The following is a 16,262-nucleotide window of genomic DNA, read 5'->3' as shown; positions in this document are numbered from 1 at the left end:
GGCTCAGTCCCCGGCCCACGCGGCGAGCGCGTCGAAGTCGTCCTGATCCAGACCGACCCACGGATCGATCCGCCGCAGCAGTGACCGGGCCGGGTGATGGGCCGCCACCCACGCCCGGTCCCGTTCCGTGATCTCGTCGTCGATCCAGGCGAACGGCCGCCCGGCCGCGTACTCCACGACATGACCGGTCTTCCAGAACACGCCCTCCGGTGTGCCGCCGAAGAGCGAAGGCCACTCGATGTACGGCAGCTCGGGCAGCCCGAGCGGCGGGGCGATCCATTCGTTGGCCTCGGCCATCCACGTCGTGGCCCAAGCCAGTTCGTACCGGTCGGCGAGGGCCAGCAGCGCGCCGCCGTGCCCGGGACTGAGCAGGACCGGCAGCGCGGGCCCCACCGTCCACCCGGACGGCCGCATCAGGTACTTGCGATATCCGTCCGGCGTACCGGGACGGGACAGCAACAGGTACGGGTTGAGCGGACCGTCGATGTCGATCAGCAACAGCGGCTTCATTGCCCCATGGTGCCCTCGGAGTGCCGGGCAGGGCGATGGGTTCGCCCTTAATGATGAGACGCGAATGTCTCATGTGGGTTATGGTTGTCTCATGACTCTGGATCGTGAGCAGGTGCTGCGAAGCGCCGCCGCACTGCTGACCCACAAATCCACCGCCACCATGGACGAGGTCGCCAAGGCCGCCGGCATCGGCCGCGCGACGCTGCACAGGCACTTCGCCGGGCGGGACGCGCTGGTCAAAGCGCTGGAGAATCTGGGCATCCAGGAATTCGAGGCGGCCCTGGACGCCTCCGCGCTGGACGAGGGCAGTGCGGAGGACGGCCTGCGCCGCTTCGTCGCCGCCGTCGAACCCGGCGCGGGGCTGCTCTCCTTCCTCGTCAACGAGAACCAGCTCTTCGAGGGCGACGAAGTGAACGAGGGCTGGAGCCGGCTCGACGCCCGGGTCGGCGCCTTCTTCCGGCGCGGCCAGGAGCGCGGCGAATTCCGCATCGACCTCACCCCCGCCTGGCTGACCGAGGCCCTCTACGGGCTCATCGGTACCGGCGCCTGGGCCGTACAGGTCGGCAGAGTCGCACCCAAGGACTTCCAGTACATGATCGTCGAGTTGTTGATCGGCGGAGCACGCCGGAGCGTGGAGCAATGACCAGCATCGCCCAGACCTCGCACATCGAGGACATCGTGCGCCGGCCGGGACGGTGGATCGCCCTGGCCGTCCTCGTCCTCGCCGTGCTGCTGGTGGCCGTCGACGCCACCGTCCTCGGACTGGCGACCCCGTTCCTCAGCGAGGACCTCGCACCGACCGGCACCCAGCTGCTCTGGATCGGTGACGTCTACTCCTTCGTCATCGCCGGGCTGCTCGTCTCCATGGGCAGCCTCGGCGACCGCATCGGCCGCAAGAAGCTGCTGCTGACCGGCGCCGTCGCCTTCGGTGCGGTCGCGGTGCTCAACGCCTACGCGACCAGCCCGGAGATGATGATCCTGGCCCGTGCGCTGCTCGGTGTAGCGGGCGCCACCCTGATGCCCTCCACGCTCGCCCTGATCCGCAACCTCTTCCACGACCCGCGCGAACGCAGCCTCGCCGTCGGCATCTGGGGCGCCATGGCCTCAGCGGGCGCGGCCGTCGGCCCCGTCATGGGCGGCTTCCTGCTCGAACACTTCTGGTGGGGCTCGGTCTTCCTGATCAACCTTCCGGTGATGGCCGTTCTCGTCGTCGTCGGCATCAAGATGATCCCCGAATCCAAGAACCCGGCACCGGGCCCCTGGGACCTCATCAGTGTCGGACTCTCGCTCATCGGCATGATCGCCATCGTGTACGCCATCAAGGAGCTCGCCGCCCACGGCGGGAGCCGGGAGGTGGCCGCCTCGGCCGTCATCGGGGTGGCGGCGCTCGCCTGGTTCGTACGCAGGCAACTGCGGCTCCCCGCACCGCTGCTGGACATGCGGCTCTTCCACCACCGGGGATTCTCGGGCGCGGTACTCGCCGACCTGCTGACCATCCTCGGCCTGGCCGGACTCGTCTTCTTCCTCTCCCAGTTCCTGCAACTGGTCCAGGGCCGAGGCCCGCTGGAGGCCGGTCTCGCCGAACTGCCCGCGGCCATCGGCGCGGTGGCCGCAGGACTGATGGCCGGAGTGGTGGCCCGCCGCTACTCCGTACGCTCGGTGGTGACGGGCGGACTCGCCGCCGTCGGGGTGGCGCTCGCCTCGGTGACCCTGCTGAGCAAGGACACCGGATACCCGATGCTCGGCTTCATGCTGCTAATCGTCGGAGTCGGTGCCGGATTCGCCTTCACCGTCACCGCCGACGTCATTCTCTCCACCGTCCCCAAGGAGCAGGCCGGCTCCGCGTCCGCGGTCTCCGAGACGGCGTACGAGCTCGGCGCGGCCCTCGGCATCGCCCTGCTCGGCTCCATCGTCACGGGTGTCTACCAGGGCTTCGAAACCCCGGCCGGCATCGGGTCCGGCACAGCGGCGGCCGCCCACGAATCGCTGGGCGGCGCCGTCGAAGCGGCCTCCACCCTCCCCGCCGCCCAGGCGCTGCCCCTGATGTCGGCCGCGCAGGAGGCGTTCGTCGAGGGGATGCGGTACGCCGCGGGCATAGGCGCCGCCGTACTGCTGGCGACGGCCGTGGCCGCCTGGTTCCTGCTGCGGGGCCAGAAGCTGGAGGACGGCATCGAGCACCCATAGCACGCGTAGTCCGCCGTGGCACGCGGAAGGGCCCGCACCCCCGGAATGCGCCGACCGGGGTACGGGCCCTTCTCTACGACGCGGAGCGCGTCAGCTCACGCGGCCTTGGCCTTCGTGGCGTACATGTCGACGTACTCCTGGCCGGACAGCCGCATCACTTCGGCCATCACCGAGTCCGTCACCGCACGCAGCACATAGCGGTCGCGGTCCATGCCCTCGTAGCGCGAGAACTCCATCGGCTCACCGAAGCGGACCGTGACCTTGCCCGGGCGGGGCAGCCCGGCGCCGCCCGGCTGGAGCTTGTCGGTGCCGATCATGGCGAACGGGACCACGGGGGCGCCCGTCATCAGGGTCAGCCGCGCGATGCCCGTACGGCCCCGGTAGAGCCGGCCGTCAGGGGAGCGCGTGCCCTCCGGGTAGATCGCGAAGGCGTGGCCCTCGTCCAGCACCCGGCGGCCCGTCATCAGTGCCGCGACGCCGCCGCGCCCGCCGTCCCGGTCCACCGGGATCATTCCGCAGCCCGTGAAGAACCAGGCCATCAGCCGGCCCTTGAGCCCCTTGCCCGTGACGTACTCGTCCTTGCCGATGTAGAACACCGGCCGGTCGCAGCAGATCGGCATGATCATCGAGTCGATGAACGTGAGGTGGTTGCCCGCGAGGATCACCGGCCCGGTCCCGGGAATGTTCTTGGCGCCTTCCACCTGTGGGCGGAACATCAGGCGCAGGATCGGTCCGAGCACTGCCTTGATGACCGTGAGACGGGACAACGGTTCCTCCGGTGTCATGGCCGGGCGGCCGGGGCGGGTGCGAATGAAGGTCCGTGCAGGTGAGGACGATACTCGCGGGTACTCACTGATCGCACATCGGGTTCACGAACTGGATACGCAGTGTTGACGTGTGTTTCCGCCACGTTCGTCCAGAAGCTGCCCCTCGGATGGCGTAGCTGCCTACGATCGGGCCTCGCCGACCAGGTGCCGGACATCACAGCGAGGAGCATTCATGACAGAGCGTGCGCACATGAGCCCCGGCAGGCGGACCCTTCTGGGTGCCGCGGTGCTCGGCACGGCAGCCCTCGGCCTGACCGGGACGGCCGCCGCCACCGAGCGCGGCAGCAGTGGGCAGGGCAAGGGCCGCGGCGGTTACCGCGATCTCCCGGTGCCGACCGTCATAGGCCACCGCGGAGCCAGCGGCTACCGGCCCGAGCACACCCTCGGCTCGTACCAGCTGGCCCTGGACATGGGCGCGCACGTCATCGAGCAGGACCTCGTGCCGACGAAGGACGGTCACCTCGTCTGCCGCCACGAGAACGACATCACGGGCACCACGGACGTCGCCGAGCACCCCGAGTTCGCGAGCCGCAGGACGACGAAGAAGGTCGACGGCGTCTCCCTCACCGGCTGGTTCACCGAGGACTTCACCCTCGCCGAGCTGAAGACGCTGCGCGCCAAGGAGCGCATCCCCGGCACCCGCCAGGAGAACACCCTCTACGACGGCCGCTGGGAGATCCCCACCTTCGAGGAGGTCCTGCGCTGGGCCGACAAGGAAGGTCGCAGGCGCGGCGCGCCGGTCTGGCTGTACGTCGAGACCAAGCACCCCACCTACTTCCGGTCCCTCGGCCTCGGCCTGGAGGAGCCGCTCGCGCGCCTGCTGCGGCGCCATGGCCGGCACCGCGAGAACTCCCCGCTCATCCTGCAGTCCTTCGAGCCGAGCTCGATGCAGCGGCTGGCGAAGCTTGTAGCCGCTCCCCGGGTCGTCCTGCTGTCCGGCGCCGCGACGCGCCCCTGGGACTTCGTGGAGGCCGGCGACCCGCGCACCGTCGCCGATCTCGTCCAGCCCGCCGGCCTGAAGTGGATGGCCTCGTTCGCGCAGGGCATCGGTCCGACGCTGGACCTGATCATCCCCAAGGACGGTGCGGGACGGCTGACCACGCCGACCACCCTGGTGCGGGACGCGCACCAGCAGGGCCTGATCCTGCACCCGTACACGATGCGCAACGAGAACAGCTTCCTGCCCGCCGACTTCCGCCGGGGCACCGACCCCAACGCGTACGGTGACGCGTTCGGCGCGTTCCGGGCGTACTTCGAGGCAGGCATCGACGGCGTCTTCTCCGACAACCCGGACACCGCGCTGCTCGCCGCGGCCGACTTCGCCCGGGACTGATCCGAAGAGGACCGACGCGCCGGGTCAGGCGTCAGCACCCGGCCGGGCGGACCCCGGTCGGGTGGCACTCCCCGCACACGGCAACCGGCCGCGCACCCGGCACGTCGGGTGGGGCATGACGCTTATCGATCATGCCCCGCCCCCGGCAGCCCCGGCCGTCGTGCGGGCCCTGCTCCCGCTGGTCCGCGCGGAGGCGAGGGCCGAGGCCCCGGCCGCCTCGGCCGACCCCGAAGATCTCGAACAGGCCGTATGGCTCCGGCTCTTCGAGCGCCTCGACACGCAGGGGCCGCCCGCCGACCCGGCCCGCTGGGTGCGCGACGAGGTACGCGCGGAGGCACGCCGGACCCGGCGGACGGCCCGTCACGAATACCCGTACGGCAGCGCCGAGCCCGCCGCGGACCCCTACGGCTGCCCGGAGCGCATCGTCGTCGGCGCCGACACGCGGCGGGTGTTACGCACGGCGGTGGAACGTCTGCCCGACAGGTGCGCGCGACTGCTGGCCGCGATGCTTTCCCCCGCCGATCCGACCTACCGGGAAATCGCAGGAAGGTTGGGTATGTCACAGGGGAGTTTGGGTCCGATGCGTTCCCGATGCCTTGGATGTCTGCGCAGAATGCTCGCGGCGGAGGTTGTAGCTCCTGAACTGCGGGGAAAGGAGCGGTAGACAACCGGCGGATCAGGTGAGCGGGAGGCATGCGCACATGGGCATGAGCGTGACCATCTCGGCGGCGGACACACGGGACGCCGAGCAGATATTCAAACTCCGATACCTCTGTTTCCAGAGCGAGGCGGAGCTCTACGGCAACTACCGGATCGACCCGCTCGTACAGACCCTCGACTCGGTCCGCGCGGAAGTCGATACGGACCTGGTGTTCGTGGCCCGGCTCGGCGACGAAGTCGTGGGTTCGGTACGCGGTTTCACCGATCCGGACGGCACCGGGCAGATAGGCAAGCTCTGCGTCCACCCCCGGCTCCAGGGACATGGCCTCGGTGCCCGTCTGCTGCGCGCCGCGGAATCGGGTCTCACCACCGGTCGCGCGACCACCCGCTTCCGGATCCACACCGGACACCGGAGCGAGGGCAACCTGCGGCTGTACCGCAGGGAGGGTTACGCACGCGTGGGGGACACCACCGGGCAGGACGGCGTCCGGCTGATCCTGCTGGAGAAGGACGCCGCCGCACCGGCCTACGTGGCCAGCGCCTGACGGGACGTCGTACGCGGGTGGTTACGCGCTCTTCGCGCGTCGCAGCCAGATCATCCCGGTGATCGGCAGGATCACCGGGATGAGCAGATAGCCCGTACCGAAGTCCGACCAGACGGTGGCGTCCGGGAAGGCCGAGGGCTCCACCCGCGTCCACGTACCGACGACGAGCACACCCACGAGCTCGGCGGCGCAGCACACCAGCGCCGCCCTGCGTGCCATCTCCCCGCCCCGCACCAGCGAGTACGTGATGAAGCCGTATACGACGGCGGCGACGGCCGACAGCACATAGGCCAGCGGTGCCTTGTCGAAGTCCAGGATCATCTGGACGACCGAGCGGGAGGCGGCGGCCACGGTGAACACCCCGTAGAACCAGACCAGTACGCGCCCCGGCCCGGTGCCGAGCTCGAACGGCTGCTTGCGGGAACCCTCGGTGGTGCGATCGGTCTCGGTCACGGTCAGTTTCCCCAGATGTCGTAGAGCCGTACTTCGAGGACGGCCAGTACGACCGCCCCCGCCGCCACCGTCACCGAACCCCAGCGGGTCCGCTCGGTCAGCGACAGGAAGCCGGCCGCGGGCACGGCGGCGAACGCACCGATCAGATAGGCGATGAAGACGGTCATCCCCTGCTCCGGCCGCTCACCGCGCGCCAACTGCACGACCCCGACGACCAGCTGCGCCAGCGCCAGTACGGAGACGACGGCCATCCCGATGAAGTGCCAGTCCTTCGTCGGCTGGTCCCGGAAAGCGGCGAATCCGCACCAGGCGGCAAGGGCGAGCGCGGACACGGCGACCGCGATCGTCAGGGCGTCAAGCATGGAGCGAGGGTATTACGTCCGCAAAGACCCCCCGCGTGCGGCCCCGGAACGCGGACTCCCCGCAGGCAGGGCGGACTGGCCGGAGTCCGCGGCCGCAGCGAAGATCGTGGCCTTGGCCACAGCGGACACCCGCCACCGGGCCGCACCGGACCCGGCCCGCTCCACCATCCCACCGGTATCGACGCAGGTCACAGCCGTTTCGGTGAAATCCCGCACGGCTCCGAGAAGCGTGCGGGGCGACCATCCATGACTGTCCGCTATCCGGACAGGCTGGCCGGCGTCGGCGTGACGTCTGTTTTACTTGGCCCATGACCACAACGAGCTACCGCATCCCTGCGACCGAGGCGATCACCACGCCCGGTGCTCGTTGTATGTGTCGAATGCGCGCCTTCTGAGGGCCCCCGCCTGAGTCTCACGCCCCGAAGAGAGACCGAGCCCACGCCGTCCGCACCCAGCGGAACGTGCCTGCCCGGGCATGCGCTGTCTTCCGGCCGTCCGCCGCGATCAGCTGTGCCGAGACCTGCCCGGTCAAACCACTGCGAACAGTCTCATCAGACGAATGCCCCGTGCCCGGCGGACACCGCGCCGCGCACTCGACAGTGACGGAAACCCCTGTGATCACCACTACGGGCCTCACGAAGGTCTACCAGTCGCGCGGCCGAGAGGTCACCGCCATCGACGGCGTCGACCTGCATGTCCGCGAGGGTGAGGTGTACGGCGTCATCGGACAGAGCGGCGCCGGAAAGTCCTCCCTGATCCGCTGCGTCAACCTGCTGGAACGCCCCACTTCCGGCACCGTGACCGTCGCGGGCCAGGACCTCACCGCACTCGCGGGCCGGGGCCACCGCGCCGGCAAGGAGCTCCGCGAGGCGCGCAGCCGCATCGGCATGGTCTTCCAGCACTTCAACCTGCTGGCCTCGCGCACCGTCCAGGACAACGTCGAACTTCCGCTGGAGATCCTCGGCGTCTCCGGCCGGGACCGGGCCCGCAAGGCCCTCGACCTTCTCGACCTGGTCGGCCTCTCCGACAAGGCGAAGGCGTACCCCGGCCAGCTCTCCGGCGGCCAGAAGCAGCGCGTCGGTATCGCCCGCGCCCTGGCCGGTGACCCCAAGGTGCTGCTCTCCGACGAGGCGACCTCCGCACTCGACCCCGAGACCACCCGCTCGGTGCTTCAGCTGCTGCGCGACCTCAACCAGCAGCTCGGCCTCACCGTCCTGCTCATCACGCACGAGATGGACGTCGTCAAGACGGTCTGCGACTCGGCCGCACTGATGCGCAAGGGCCGCGTCATCGAGTCCGGCACCGTCCGCGAGCTCCTCGCCACCCCCGGCTCCGAACTGGCCCACGAGCTGTTCCCCGTCGGTGGTACGGCATCCGGCCCGGACAGCACGGTCGTCGACGTCACCTTCCACGGCGAGGCCGCCGGCCGGCCGGTGATCTCCCAGCTCTCCCGTACGTACAACATCGACATCTCGATCCTGGGCGCCGCCATGGACACCGTCGGCGGCAACCAGATCGGCCGGATGCGCATCGAGCTCCCCGGCCGCTTCGAGGAGAACGTCGTCCCGATCGGCTTCCTGCGCGAGCAGGGACTCCAGGCCGAGGTCGTGGAGCCCGAAGCCCCCGGCGTACCCGCCCAGACCCCCGCCCCGCTCACCAAGGAGGCCGTCAAGTGACCTGGTCCGAAATGCAGCCACTGCTGACCCAGGGCACCGTCGACACCCTCTACATGGTGCTGTGGTCCGCGCTCGTCACCGTCCTGGCCGGCCTGCCGCTCGGTGTCCTGCTGGTCCTCACCGACAAGGGCGGCCTGCTGCGGAACACCGCGGTGAACAAGGTCATCGGCGCGATCGTGAACATCGGCCGCTCGCTGCCGTTCATCATCCTTCTGATCGCGCTGATCCCCTTCACCACCTGGGTCGTCGGCACGTTCATCGGCCCCACGGCCATGATCGTCCCGCTCGCCGTGGGCGCCATCCCCTTCTTCGCCCGGCTCGTCGAGACGGCGATCCGCGAGGTCGACCACGGCCTCGTCGAAGCCGTCCAGTCCATGGGCGGCTCCATCCCGACGATCGTCCGCAAGGTCCTCCTCCCGCAGGCCCTGCCCTCGCTCATCTCGGGCATCACCACCACCGTCATCGTCCTCATCGGCTACTCCGCGATGGCCGGCGCCGTCGGTGGCGAAGGGCTCGGCTCCAAGGCCGTCACGTACGGATTCCAGCGCTTCGACAACCAGTTCATGCTCGTCACCGTCGTGCTCCTGGTCGTCATCGTCACCGTGGTCCAGCTGATCGGCGACGGAGCCGTACGCCTCCTGGCCCGCCGAGGCCGCACCACCACCTGAGACTTTCCTCCCCGCCAAGCCCGAACTCCTTGTCCGGGCGCTCCACCTTCACCACCGAAAGAGGCACTCTTCGTGCGTAAGAACATCAAGATCACCGCAGCTGCCGCCGCCACCGCCGCTCTTGCCCTCGGCCTCAGCGCCTGCGGTACGGACTCCGATCCGGCAGCCAAGAGCGAGACCGGCGCCAAGGCCGACACCTCCAAGGCACTCGTCGTCGCCGCGTCCCCGACGCCGCACGGCGACATCCTGAACTTCGTCAAGAAGAACCTGGCCGACAAGGCGGGCCTCAAGCTGGAGGTCAAGGAGTTCACGGACTACGTCCTGCCGAACACCGCGACCGAGACCGGCCAGGTCGACGCCAACTTCTTCCAGCACAAGCCGTACCTGGACGACTTCAACAAGAAGAACAACACCCACATCGTCCCGGTCGTCAATGTGCACCTGGAGCCCCTCGGCCTCTACTCCAAGAGTGTCAAGGACATCAAGGACATCAAGTCCGGCCAGACCATAGCCGTCCCGAACGACACCACCAACGAGGGCCGCGCCCTTCAGCTCCTCGCCGAGAACGGCCTGATCACCCTCAAGCCCGGTGTCGGAACCAACGCCAAGCTCAGCGACATCACGGACAAGAAGGGCCTGGAGTTCAAGGAGCTGGAGGCCGCAACGGTGCCCCGCGCCCTGAACGATGTGGACGCCGCCGTCATCAACGGCAACTACGCCATCGAGGCCGACCTCGAGCCCGGCAAGGACTCCCTCGCCCTGGAGAAGGCCGAGGGCAACCCGTACGCCAACTTCCTCGCCGTCAAGGAGGGCAACGAGAAGGACGCCCGCGTCCAGAAGCTCGCCGAGCTCCTGAACTCCGACGAGGTCAAGAAGTTCATCGAGGACACCTACCAGGGCTCGATCGTCCCGGCCTTCGGTGACCCCGCCAAGTCCTGACACCCGCACGGCACTTGCTCACGGAGCCCCGCACACCCCCACAGGGTGCGCGGGGCTCCGCCGTACGGACCCGGCCATGCACAACGCCGACCGGATGCTGCATGCTGTGCCTTTACACGGTCTTCGGCATGGAGCTGCGCATGACTACCACCTTTCCGTCCATCTCCATCAGCACGGACAGGTTGGTGCTGCGCCCCTTCGACATGGCGGACGTGCCCGCGTACATCGAGATGATGAACGACGAACTCGTCACCGCCTGGACCGAAAGCCCCCACCCCTACACCCAGGTCGACGCCGAACGATGGGTCCGCAGGATCGCTCCTGCCGAGCGCACCCAGGGCGGCGGCATCGTCTTCGCCGTCACCGAATTCCTCACCCAGCGCCTCGTCGGATCGGTCCGGCTCCTCAACACCGACTGGCGCACCCTCGCCACCGAGGTCCGCTACATCACCGCGCCCTGGGCACGCGGCGAGGGATACGCCACCGAATCCGTGCTGGCGCTCGCCGAATGGCTCTTCCGCGACCAGCGGTTCGAACGCATCGAGCTGCGCACCCCCGCCGACAACACCGCCTCCCAGCAGGTCGCCCAGAAACTGGGCTGCATCAGCGAAGGCGTCCTGCGCAACGCACGGATAGCGCGTACACGGACCGAGAACGGCACCGACGGCGGCTGGACCGACATCAGGACCGACCTGATCGTCTGGGGCCTCCTCCCCGAGGACCTCGAAGGGGTCGCCGAGGAGCTCGCCGACGCGGGCGGCTACGGCAGCTACAACGACTGGAACTGACATCGAGCAGCCGCCGGACCGGGCCAGGTACGGACCAGGTACTCTCACCGTGCCCGCCACCCCCGGGCAGCCCACGCCTGCGACACCTCCAGGAGACTGACGACGATGGCCGACCGGGTCACGGTGATCGGCTGGGACGGCTCGCCACTGAACAGGGCCGCCACCGCCGCCCTCTCGGCCGCCACGCTCGTCGCCGGAGCCGCGCACCACCTCGCCCTCCCCGAAGTCCCCGAACGCGCCGAACGCATCCGCCTCGGCAGCGTCGACCTCGCCGCCCGCAGGATCGCCGGTCACCGTGGCAGCGCCGTGGTCCTCGCCGACGGCGACCCCGGCTTCTTCGGCGTCGTACGCACCCTGCGCGCACCCGAACACGGCCTGGAAGTCGAAGTCGTCCCTGCCGTCTCCTCAGTCGCCACCGCCTTCGCCCGCGCCGGAATGCCGTGGGACGACGCCCAGATCGTCGTCGCCCACCCCCGCACCCTGCGCCGCGCCGTCAACGTCTGCCGCGCCCACCACAAGGTCGCCGTCCTCACCTCGCCCGGTGCGGGCCCCGCCGAACTCGCCCTCCTCCTCGACGGCGTGCACCGCACCTTCGTGATCTGCGAGGAGCTCGGCACCGACCGCGAACAGGTCACCGTCCTCACCTCCGACAAGGCCGCCGACCACGCCTGGCGCGACCCGAACGTCGTCATCGTCATCGGCGGCGGCCCCGAGACCACCGCCACCGGCGCCTGGATCGCCGGTCGCCACCCCGCGTACCCCCGGGGTGTACGCGGCTGGGCGCTGCCCGCCGACGCCTACCGCGACGGTGCGGCGGACACCGCGGGGGAGACCGGCGAGGGCGAGTTCCCGGGCCTGCGCGCCGCCCAGTTGGCCCGCCTCGGCCCGCGGACCGGCGACCTCGTCTGGGACATCGGCTCCGGCAGCGGCGCCCTCGCCGTGGAGGCGGCCCGCTTCGGCGCGGCCGTCCTGGCCGTGGACAGCGACCCGGAGGCGTGCGCCCGCACCGCGGCAGCGGCCCGCACCTTCGGCGTTCCGGTCCAGGTCGTCCAGGGCCGGGCCCCGCACGTCCTGGAACGCCTGCCCGAACCGGATGTCGTACGGATCGGAGGCGGCGGCGTCCCCGTCGTGACCGCAGTGGCGGACCGCCGCCCTGAACGCATCGTCACGCACGCCTCCACCCGGGACGAGGCGGAAGCACTCGGAGGCGCACTCGCCGCGAACGGATACCGGATCGACTGCGCCCTCCTCCAGACCGTCGAACTCGACACGTCCGCATGGTCGGAGCGCGAACGTTCTGTCGTCTTCCTGCTCTCCGGCGTGCGTTCGGACCTCGCCCCCTGACCCGGTCGGAGACGGCGGGAGGTAGGCTGGCCGATCGTTGTACCGCGCCCGGTCGTTCGTCGCTTCGTTCGTCAATGTCCGGAAAAGGGGACCGTTTTGGTCCTCGCTGTGGTACGGCACAACCGGGGGACGCGCAACGTGGCGCAGTCCACAGCGAGCCGTGGCAGAAGTAGCTGCCGCGGCGGCGAACGGCCGCGAGAATGTGTATGTCCGCGGGCGATTCGTGCCGCGCGGCGAGCCCGCTCGTTCTTGTTGACGAGCACCGGCGTGCCGTGGTTCGGGCGTCCCGGGCGAAGGGCCGAAGGAGCACTGACGATGGGCGAGGGGTACGCATGACTGACACCGGCCAGATCCCGGGCGAGGGACTGCCGGAGAACGCAGGCATGGTGGAGCAGCCGGGCGTCCCCGCCCCGGACGCCTACACCTTCCTCGAACCCTCCGAGCACGCACCCGAGGACGACGATCTTCTCCTGATGCCCACTTCCCAGGGCGCCTGGAGCGACCTGCAGGCGGCCCCGGCCGAGCCGGCGGCGTACGCACCGGCACCCGAGCAGGCCGTGTACCAGCCGCAGTCCTACGCGCCGGCCCCGGCGCAGACCGCCACTCAGGCCCCGCCGCAGGACCCCTCGTACGGCCATCAGTTCCAGGCCGTGCAGCCGGTCGAGCAGATCGCGGGAACACACGAGTCCGGTGGCCGTGACACCGGTTCCGTCGACTTCAACGGAGTGCGTATCCCGGCGCCCGTACCCGCCCCGGCTCAGGCCCAGGCACCCGCGCCGGTCCCGGTCGGTGCCCAGGCCGTTGCCGCCCCCACGCGCCGACCGCTGCACCGGGGCCCCGCCTCCACCGAGGCACCGTCCTTCGGCGCTACACCGAGTGGCGGCACCCCGAGCGGCGGAGTGGTCCGCTCCCTGGCCGACCGCGGCCCCACCGCCGCCCCGCAGACTCCGGCGCCGGCCCGGCACGCAGGACCGCCGACCATGGGCCCCGAATACTTCGACCTGCCTGCCGACGAGGCCGTGCAGCCGGGCCCGCAGCTGGGCGAGATCCCGCCGCAGGACCCCGGCCCGTGGACCGCCCAGGCACCGCAGCCGGTCGCCCCCCAGGCACTCCAGCCGGAGCAGGCGGCTCAGGCCGCTGCCCCGGTGGCCCCGGTGGCCCCGGTCGCCCCAGCAGAAACGGTCGCCCCCGAGCTGGTCGCCGAGTCGATCCTGCAGCCGATCCCGGAGCCGGTCGCCGAGGCTCCGGCGGAGGGCCCCGCCGAGGTGGAGGTCGTTGCCGAGGTAGTGGCCCCGCCTGCTCCTGTCCCCGCCCCTGCCCTCGCCCCCGTGGCCGAGGGCGACACCATGGGCCGGTTCGTGGCGGTGGAGGGTTCCGTACCGACGACGCCGCATCTGGCCCCGACACCGGCCCCCGAGCAGCCCGTGGCCCCCGAGGCGGTAGCCGTAGCGGAGCAGCCGGCACCGCCGGAGCCCGTGACCGCCGCCGCCCCGGAGCCGCAGCCGGAACCGGTGGTCGAGCCCCAGCCTGAGCCGGAGGCCGTGAGCGCCCCGGAGCCCGTGACCGCGCCCGAGCTGATCGTCGAACCGACCGCGACGGCCCAGCCCCAGCCCGAGCCCGAAGCAGCAGTGGCGGAGGTCGAGCCCGAGCCACTGCCGGCGGCGGAACCGGTCGCCATGGCCGAGCCGACCCCGGTCCCCGAGGCCGAACCGGAAGCCCTCACCGGACCCGAGATCATCGAGAGCCCGGACACCGCGGAACCGGCACAGACCGCCGCCCCGGCAGCACCCCCGGCAGAGGTCCCCACCGAGGCACCGGCACCCGCTGAGGCACCGGCACCCGAGACACCGGCCCCCGCAGAGGAAGCCGCACCGGTGGCCGAAGCAGCCGAAGCGCCCCAGCCGGCCGAGGAGATCGCCGAACCCGCCGCCGTCTCCCCGCCCGCTCCCGCCTACGACGACGCCGAGCGCGAGGCAGTGCTCCGCGTGATGCGCGAGCGCCGCGACATCCGTAACGGATTCCGCAGCGACCCGATCCCGCACGAGGTGTTGCTCCGCGTCCTGGAGGCCGCTCACACGGCGCCCAGCGTGGGCCATTCGCAGCCCTGGGACTTCGTCGTCATCCGCTCGGCGGAGACCCGGCGTTCCATGCACGAGCTGGCACAGCAGCAGCGCGACGCGTACGCCCAGTCGCTTCCCAAGGGCCGCGCCAAGCAGTTCAAGGAACTGAAGATCGAGGCCATCCTCGACACTCCGGTGAACATCGTCGTCACCGCCGACCCCACTCGCGGCGGCCGCCACACCCTCGGTCGGCACACCCAGCCGCAGATGGCCCCCTACTCCTCGGCCCTCGCCGTGGAGAACCTCTGGCTCGCCGCCAGGGCCGAAGGGCTCGGCGTCGGCTGGGTCAGCTTCTTCGACGAGCGCGAGATGGTCCGCGCGCTCGGCCTGCCCGATCACCTCGAAGTCGTCGCGTACCTGTGTGTCGGTTACGTCGACGAGTTCCCCGAGGAGCCGGAGCTGATGCAGGCCGGCTGGTCCAAGCGCCGCCCGCTGTCGTGGGTCGTGCACGAGGAGACGTACGGTCGCCGCGCGCTCCCCGGCGAGGAGCCGCACGACCTGCTCCAGGAGACAATCTCCAACATCCGCCCGCTGGACGCGAAGGCGCTCGGCGAGGCCTGGGAACGCCAGAAGCGGATGACCAAACCGGCGGGCGCCCTCGGCATGCTGGAGATCATCTCCGCGCAGCTGTCCGGGCTCTCCCGGATGTGCCCGCCGCCGATCCCGGAGCCCGCGGCCGTCGCGATCTTCGCCGGAGACCACGGGGTGCACGCCCAGGGCGTCACGGCCTGGCCGCAGGAAGTGACCGCGCAGATGGTCGCGAACTTCCTCGGCGGCGGAGCCGTGTGCAACGCCTTCGCGGCCCAGGTGGGCGCCGAGGTCTGTGTGGTCGACGTCGGTGTCGCCGCCGAACTGCCCGCGACGCCCGGTCTCCTTCCCCGGAAGGTCCGTGCGGGAACGGCCGACTTCACGACCGGTCCTGCACTGAGCCGCGAGGAGGTGCTGTCCGCCATCGAGGTAGGTATCGAGACGGCCCGCGACCTCGTGGCGGCAGGCAACAAGGGCCTGCTGACCGGCGAGATGGGCATCGCCAACACGACGGCTTCGGCGGCGCTGATCTGCGTATACACCGGGAGCGACCCGGCCGAGGTGACCGGCCGTGGCACCGGGATCAACGACGAGATGCACGCCCGCAAGGTCGATGTGGTCCGCCGTGCTCTCGATCTGCACCAGCCCGACCCGGCCGACCCCATCGGCGTACTCGCAGCGGTCGGCGGTCTGGAGCACGCGGCGATGGCCGGATTCCTGCTCGGTGGTGCTTCGCTGCGTACCCCCGTCATCCTGGACGGCGTGAGCGCGGGAGCAGCGGCACTGGTCGCCAGGGCAATCGCCCCGGAGGCCCTCGCCGCCTGCATCGCCGGCCACCGCAGCGCGGAACCGGGCCACATCGCAGCCCTGAACAAGCTGGGCCTGCGCCCCCTGGTCGACCTGGACCTCCGCCTCGGCGAAGGCACCGGAGCGCTGCTCGCACTCCCCATCGTGCAGAGCGCGGCGCGCGCGATGCACGAGGTGGCGACGTTCGACTCAGCAGGCGTAACAGAAAAGTAGCCCCGGCTGCCGGGCGGACCAACGTCCAGCCCGCCCGGCACCCGAGGACACCTGCTCACCCGGCTCCCAGGCACCCAGCCCACCGAGTCCCCCTTCCCCTCCCATCCCACCCCGGCCACCCCCAGCCCGTCCGGCGCTTGAGGACGGGGGCCCGGGGCGGAGCCCCGGTTTCGGGAAGAGTGGGGTCTCCCCTGGTCGAACGAAGTTGAGAGCTTGGGGAAGGGCAGGGGGAACAAGCCCGCCGCAGGCCCCCACCCCCGCACCGCAGGCGCCGCCCCCGCACAACCCACCCCCCGCCCCACACC

15 protein-coding genes are annotated in these 16,262 nt (G+C 70.6%); 11 read left to right on the top strand and 4 right to left on the bottom strand.

Annotated features, from left to right (window positions below; all coding sequences use genetic code 11):
- Window positions 1-3 precede the first annotated feature (3 nt).
- On the bottom strand, window positions 4-510 hold the full coding sequence (locus tag ACFT7S_RS08870; protein WP_382728925.1) for a hypothetical protein: 507 nt from the start codon (window positions 508-510) through the stop codon (window positions 4-6).
- Between the two features lie 91 nt (window positions 511-601).
- On the opposite strand from ACFT7S_RS08870, the gene ACFT7S_RS08865 reads away from it, so the two are divergent.
- On the top strand, window positions 602-1,153 hold the full coding sequence (locus tag ACFT7S_RS08865; RefSeq protein ID WP_382728923.1) for a TetR/AcrR family transcriptional regulator: 552 nt from the start codon (window positions 602-604) through the stop codon (window positions 1,151-1,153).
- Entirely contained in the window at window positions 1,150-2,694 is a 1,545-nt protein-coding gene (locus tag ACFT7S_RS08860; protein ID WP_382728921.1) for an MFS transporter, read from the top strand. The genes ACFT7S_RS08865 and ACFT7S_RS08860 overlap by 4 nt, the downstream gene beginning before the upstream one ends.
- A 95-nt stretch (window positions 2,695-2,789) precedes the next feature.
- Here the strand turns inward: ACFT7S_RS08860 and ACFT7S_RS08855 are convergent, their stop codons facing one another.
- Entirely contained in the window at window positions 2,790-3,461 is a 672-nt protein-coding gene (locus ACFT7S_RS08855; protein WP_382728919.1) for a lysophospholipid acyltransferase family protein, read from the bottom strand.
- A gap of 232 nt (window positions 3,462-3,693) precedes the next feature.
- Here ACFT7S_RS08855 and ACFT7S_RS08850 point away from each other — a divergent pair, with 232 nt between their 5' ends.
- From ACFT7S_RS08850 to ACFT7S_RS08840, 3 genes are all read left to right on the top strand, one after another.
- Window positions 3,694-4,854 carry a glycerophosphodiester phosphodiesterase gene (locus tag ACFT7S_RS08850; protein ID WP_382728917.1) on the top strand — a complete coding sequence of 387 codons (1,161 nt, stop codon included), beginning with the start codon at window positions 3,694-3,696 and terminating at the stop codon, window positions 4,852-4,854.
- 115 nt (window positions 4,855-4,969) lie between these two features.
- Complete coding sequence (locus tag ACFT7S_RS08845) at window positions 4,970-5,518, top strand: sigma-70 family RNA polymerase sigma factor (RefSeq protein WP_382728915.1); 549 nt, start codon at window positions 4,970-4,972, stop codon at window positions 5,516-5,518.
- Between the two features lie 37 nt (window positions 5,519-5,555).
- Complete coding sequence (locus tag ACFT7S_RS08840) at window positions 5,556-6,059, top strand: GNAT family N-acetyltransferase (RefSeq protein ID WP_382728914.1); 504 nt, start codon at window positions 5,556-5,558, stop codon at window positions 6,057-6,059.
- 21 nt (window positions 6,060-6,080) lie between these two features.
- Here ACFT7S_RS08840 and ACFT7S_RS08835 read toward each other — a convergent pair whose 3' ends face one another.
- Together ACFT7S_RS08835 and ACFT7S_RS08830 are read right to left on the bottom strand one after the other, a co-directional pair.
- Window positions 6,081-6,512 carry a hypothetical protein gene (locus ACFT7S_RS08835; RefSeq protein ID WP_382728912.1) on the bottom strand — a complete coding sequence of 144 codons (432 nt, stop codon included), beginning with the start codon at window positions 6,510-6,512 and terminating at the stop codon, window positions 6,081-6,083.
- 2 nt (window positions 6,513-6,514) lie between these two features.
- Complete coding sequence (locus ACFT7S_RS08830) at window positions 6,515-6,874, bottom strand: hypothetical protein (RefSeq protein ID WP_382728909.1); 360 nt, start codon at window positions 6,872-6,874, stop codon at window positions 6,515-6,517.
- A 614-nt stretch (window positions 6,875-7,488) separates the two neighbouring features.
- Between ACFT7S_RS08830 and ACFT7S_RS08825 the strand changes: the two genes are divergently transcribed.
- From ACFT7S_RS08825 to cobT, 6 genes are all read left to right on the top strand, one after another.
- Entirely contained in the window at window positions 7,489-8,550 is a 1,062-nt protein-coding gene (locus tag ACFT7S_RS08825) for a methionine ABC transporter ATP-binding protein (RefSeq protein WP_382728906.1), read from the top strand.
- Entirely contained in the window at window positions 8,547-9,218 is a 672-nt protein-coding gene (locus tag ACFT7S_RS08820; RefSeq protein WP_382728903.1) for a methionine ABC transporter permease, read from the top strand. Before ACFT7S_RS08825 ends, ACFT7S_RS08820 begins: the two co-directional genes overlap by 4 nt.
- Before the next feature lie 72 nt (window positions 9,219-9,290).
- Window positions 9,291-10,157 carry a MetQ/NlpA family ABC transporter substrate-binding protein gene (locus ACFT7S_RS08815; protein WP_382728900.1) on the top strand — a complete coding sequence of 289 codons (867 nt, stop codon included), beginning with the start codon at window positions 9,291-9,293 and terminating at the stop codon, window positions 10,155-10,157.
- A 101-nt stretch (window positions 10,158-10,258) separates the two neighbouring features.
- Entirely contained in the window at window positions 10,259-10,945 is a 687-nt protein-coding gene (locus ACFT7S_RS08810) for a GNAT family N-acetyltransferase (protein WP_382728897.1), read from the top strand.
- A 105-nt stretch (window positions 10,946-11,050) separates the two neighbouring features.
- Window positions 11,051-12,289, top strand: coding sequence for a precorrin-6y C5,15-methyltransferase (decarboxylating) subunit CbiE (cbiE, locus tag ACFT7S_RS08805; RefSeq protein WP_382728894.1), 1,239 nt, complete (start codon window positions 11,051-11,053; stop codon window positions 12,287-12,289).
- Window positions 12,290-12,621: 332 nt separating this feature from the next.
- A complete protein-coding gene (gene cobT, locus ACFT7S_RS08800; RefSeq protein ID WP_382728891.1) occupies window positions 12,622-15,957 on the top strand; it encodes a nicotinate-nucleotide--dimethylbenzimidazole phosphoribosyltransferase in 3,336 nt (1,111 codons plus the stop codon).
- Window positions 15,958-16,262: the final 305 nt, after the last annotated feature.

The organism is Streptomyces sp. NPDC057136 (assembly GCF_042670885.1).
GTDB lineage: Bacteria > Actinomycetota > Actinomycetes > Streptomycetales > Streptomycetaceae > Streptomyces.
Note: the sequence above shows the minus strand (reverse complement) of the source record. Positions and strands in the feature narration are given on the sequence as shown.

Bases quoted from the DNA above. Each gene is read 5' to 3' on its own strand.
- ACFT7S_RS08870 (WP_382728925.1), bottom strand. From the start codon at position 510: ATGAAGCCGCTGTTGCTGATCGACATCGACGGTCCGCTCAACCCGTAC.
- ACFT7S_RS08865 (WP_382728923.1), top strand. From the start codon at position 602: ATGACTCTGGATCGTGAGCAGGTGCTGCGAAGCGCCGCCGCACTGCTG.
- ACFT7S_RS08860 (WP_382728921.1), top strand. From the start codon at position 1,150: ATGACCAGCATCGCCCAGACCTCGCACATCGAGGACATCGTGCGCCGG.
- ACFT7S_RS08850 (WP_382728917.1), top strand. From the start codon at position 3,694: ATGACAGAGCGTGCGCACATGAGCCCCGGCAGGCGGACCCTTCTGGGT.
- ACFT7S_RS08845 (WP_382728915.1), top strand. From the start codon at position 4,970: ATGACGCTTATCGATCATGCCCCGCCCCCGGCAGCCCCGGCCGTCGTG.
- ACFT7S_RS08840 (WP_382728914.1), top strand. From the start codon at position 5,556: ATGGGCATGAGCGTGACCATCTCGGCGGCGGACACACGGGACGCCGAG.
- ACFT7S_RS08830 (WP_382728909.1), bottom strand. From the start codon at position 6,874: ATGCTTGACGCCCTGACGATCGCGGTCGCCGTGTCCGCGCTCGCCCTT.
- ACFT7S_RS08810 (WP_382728897.1), top strand. From the start codon at position 10,259: ATGCTGTGCCTTTACACGGTCTTCGGCATGGAGCTGCGCATGACTACC.
- cbiE (WP_382728894.1), top strand. From the start codon at position 11,051: ATGGCCGACCGGGTCACGGTGATCGGCTGGGACGGCTCGCCACTGAAC.
- cobT (WP_382728891.1), top strand. From the start codon at position 12,622: ATGACTGACACCGGCCAGATCCCGGGCGAGGGACTGCCGGAGAACGCA.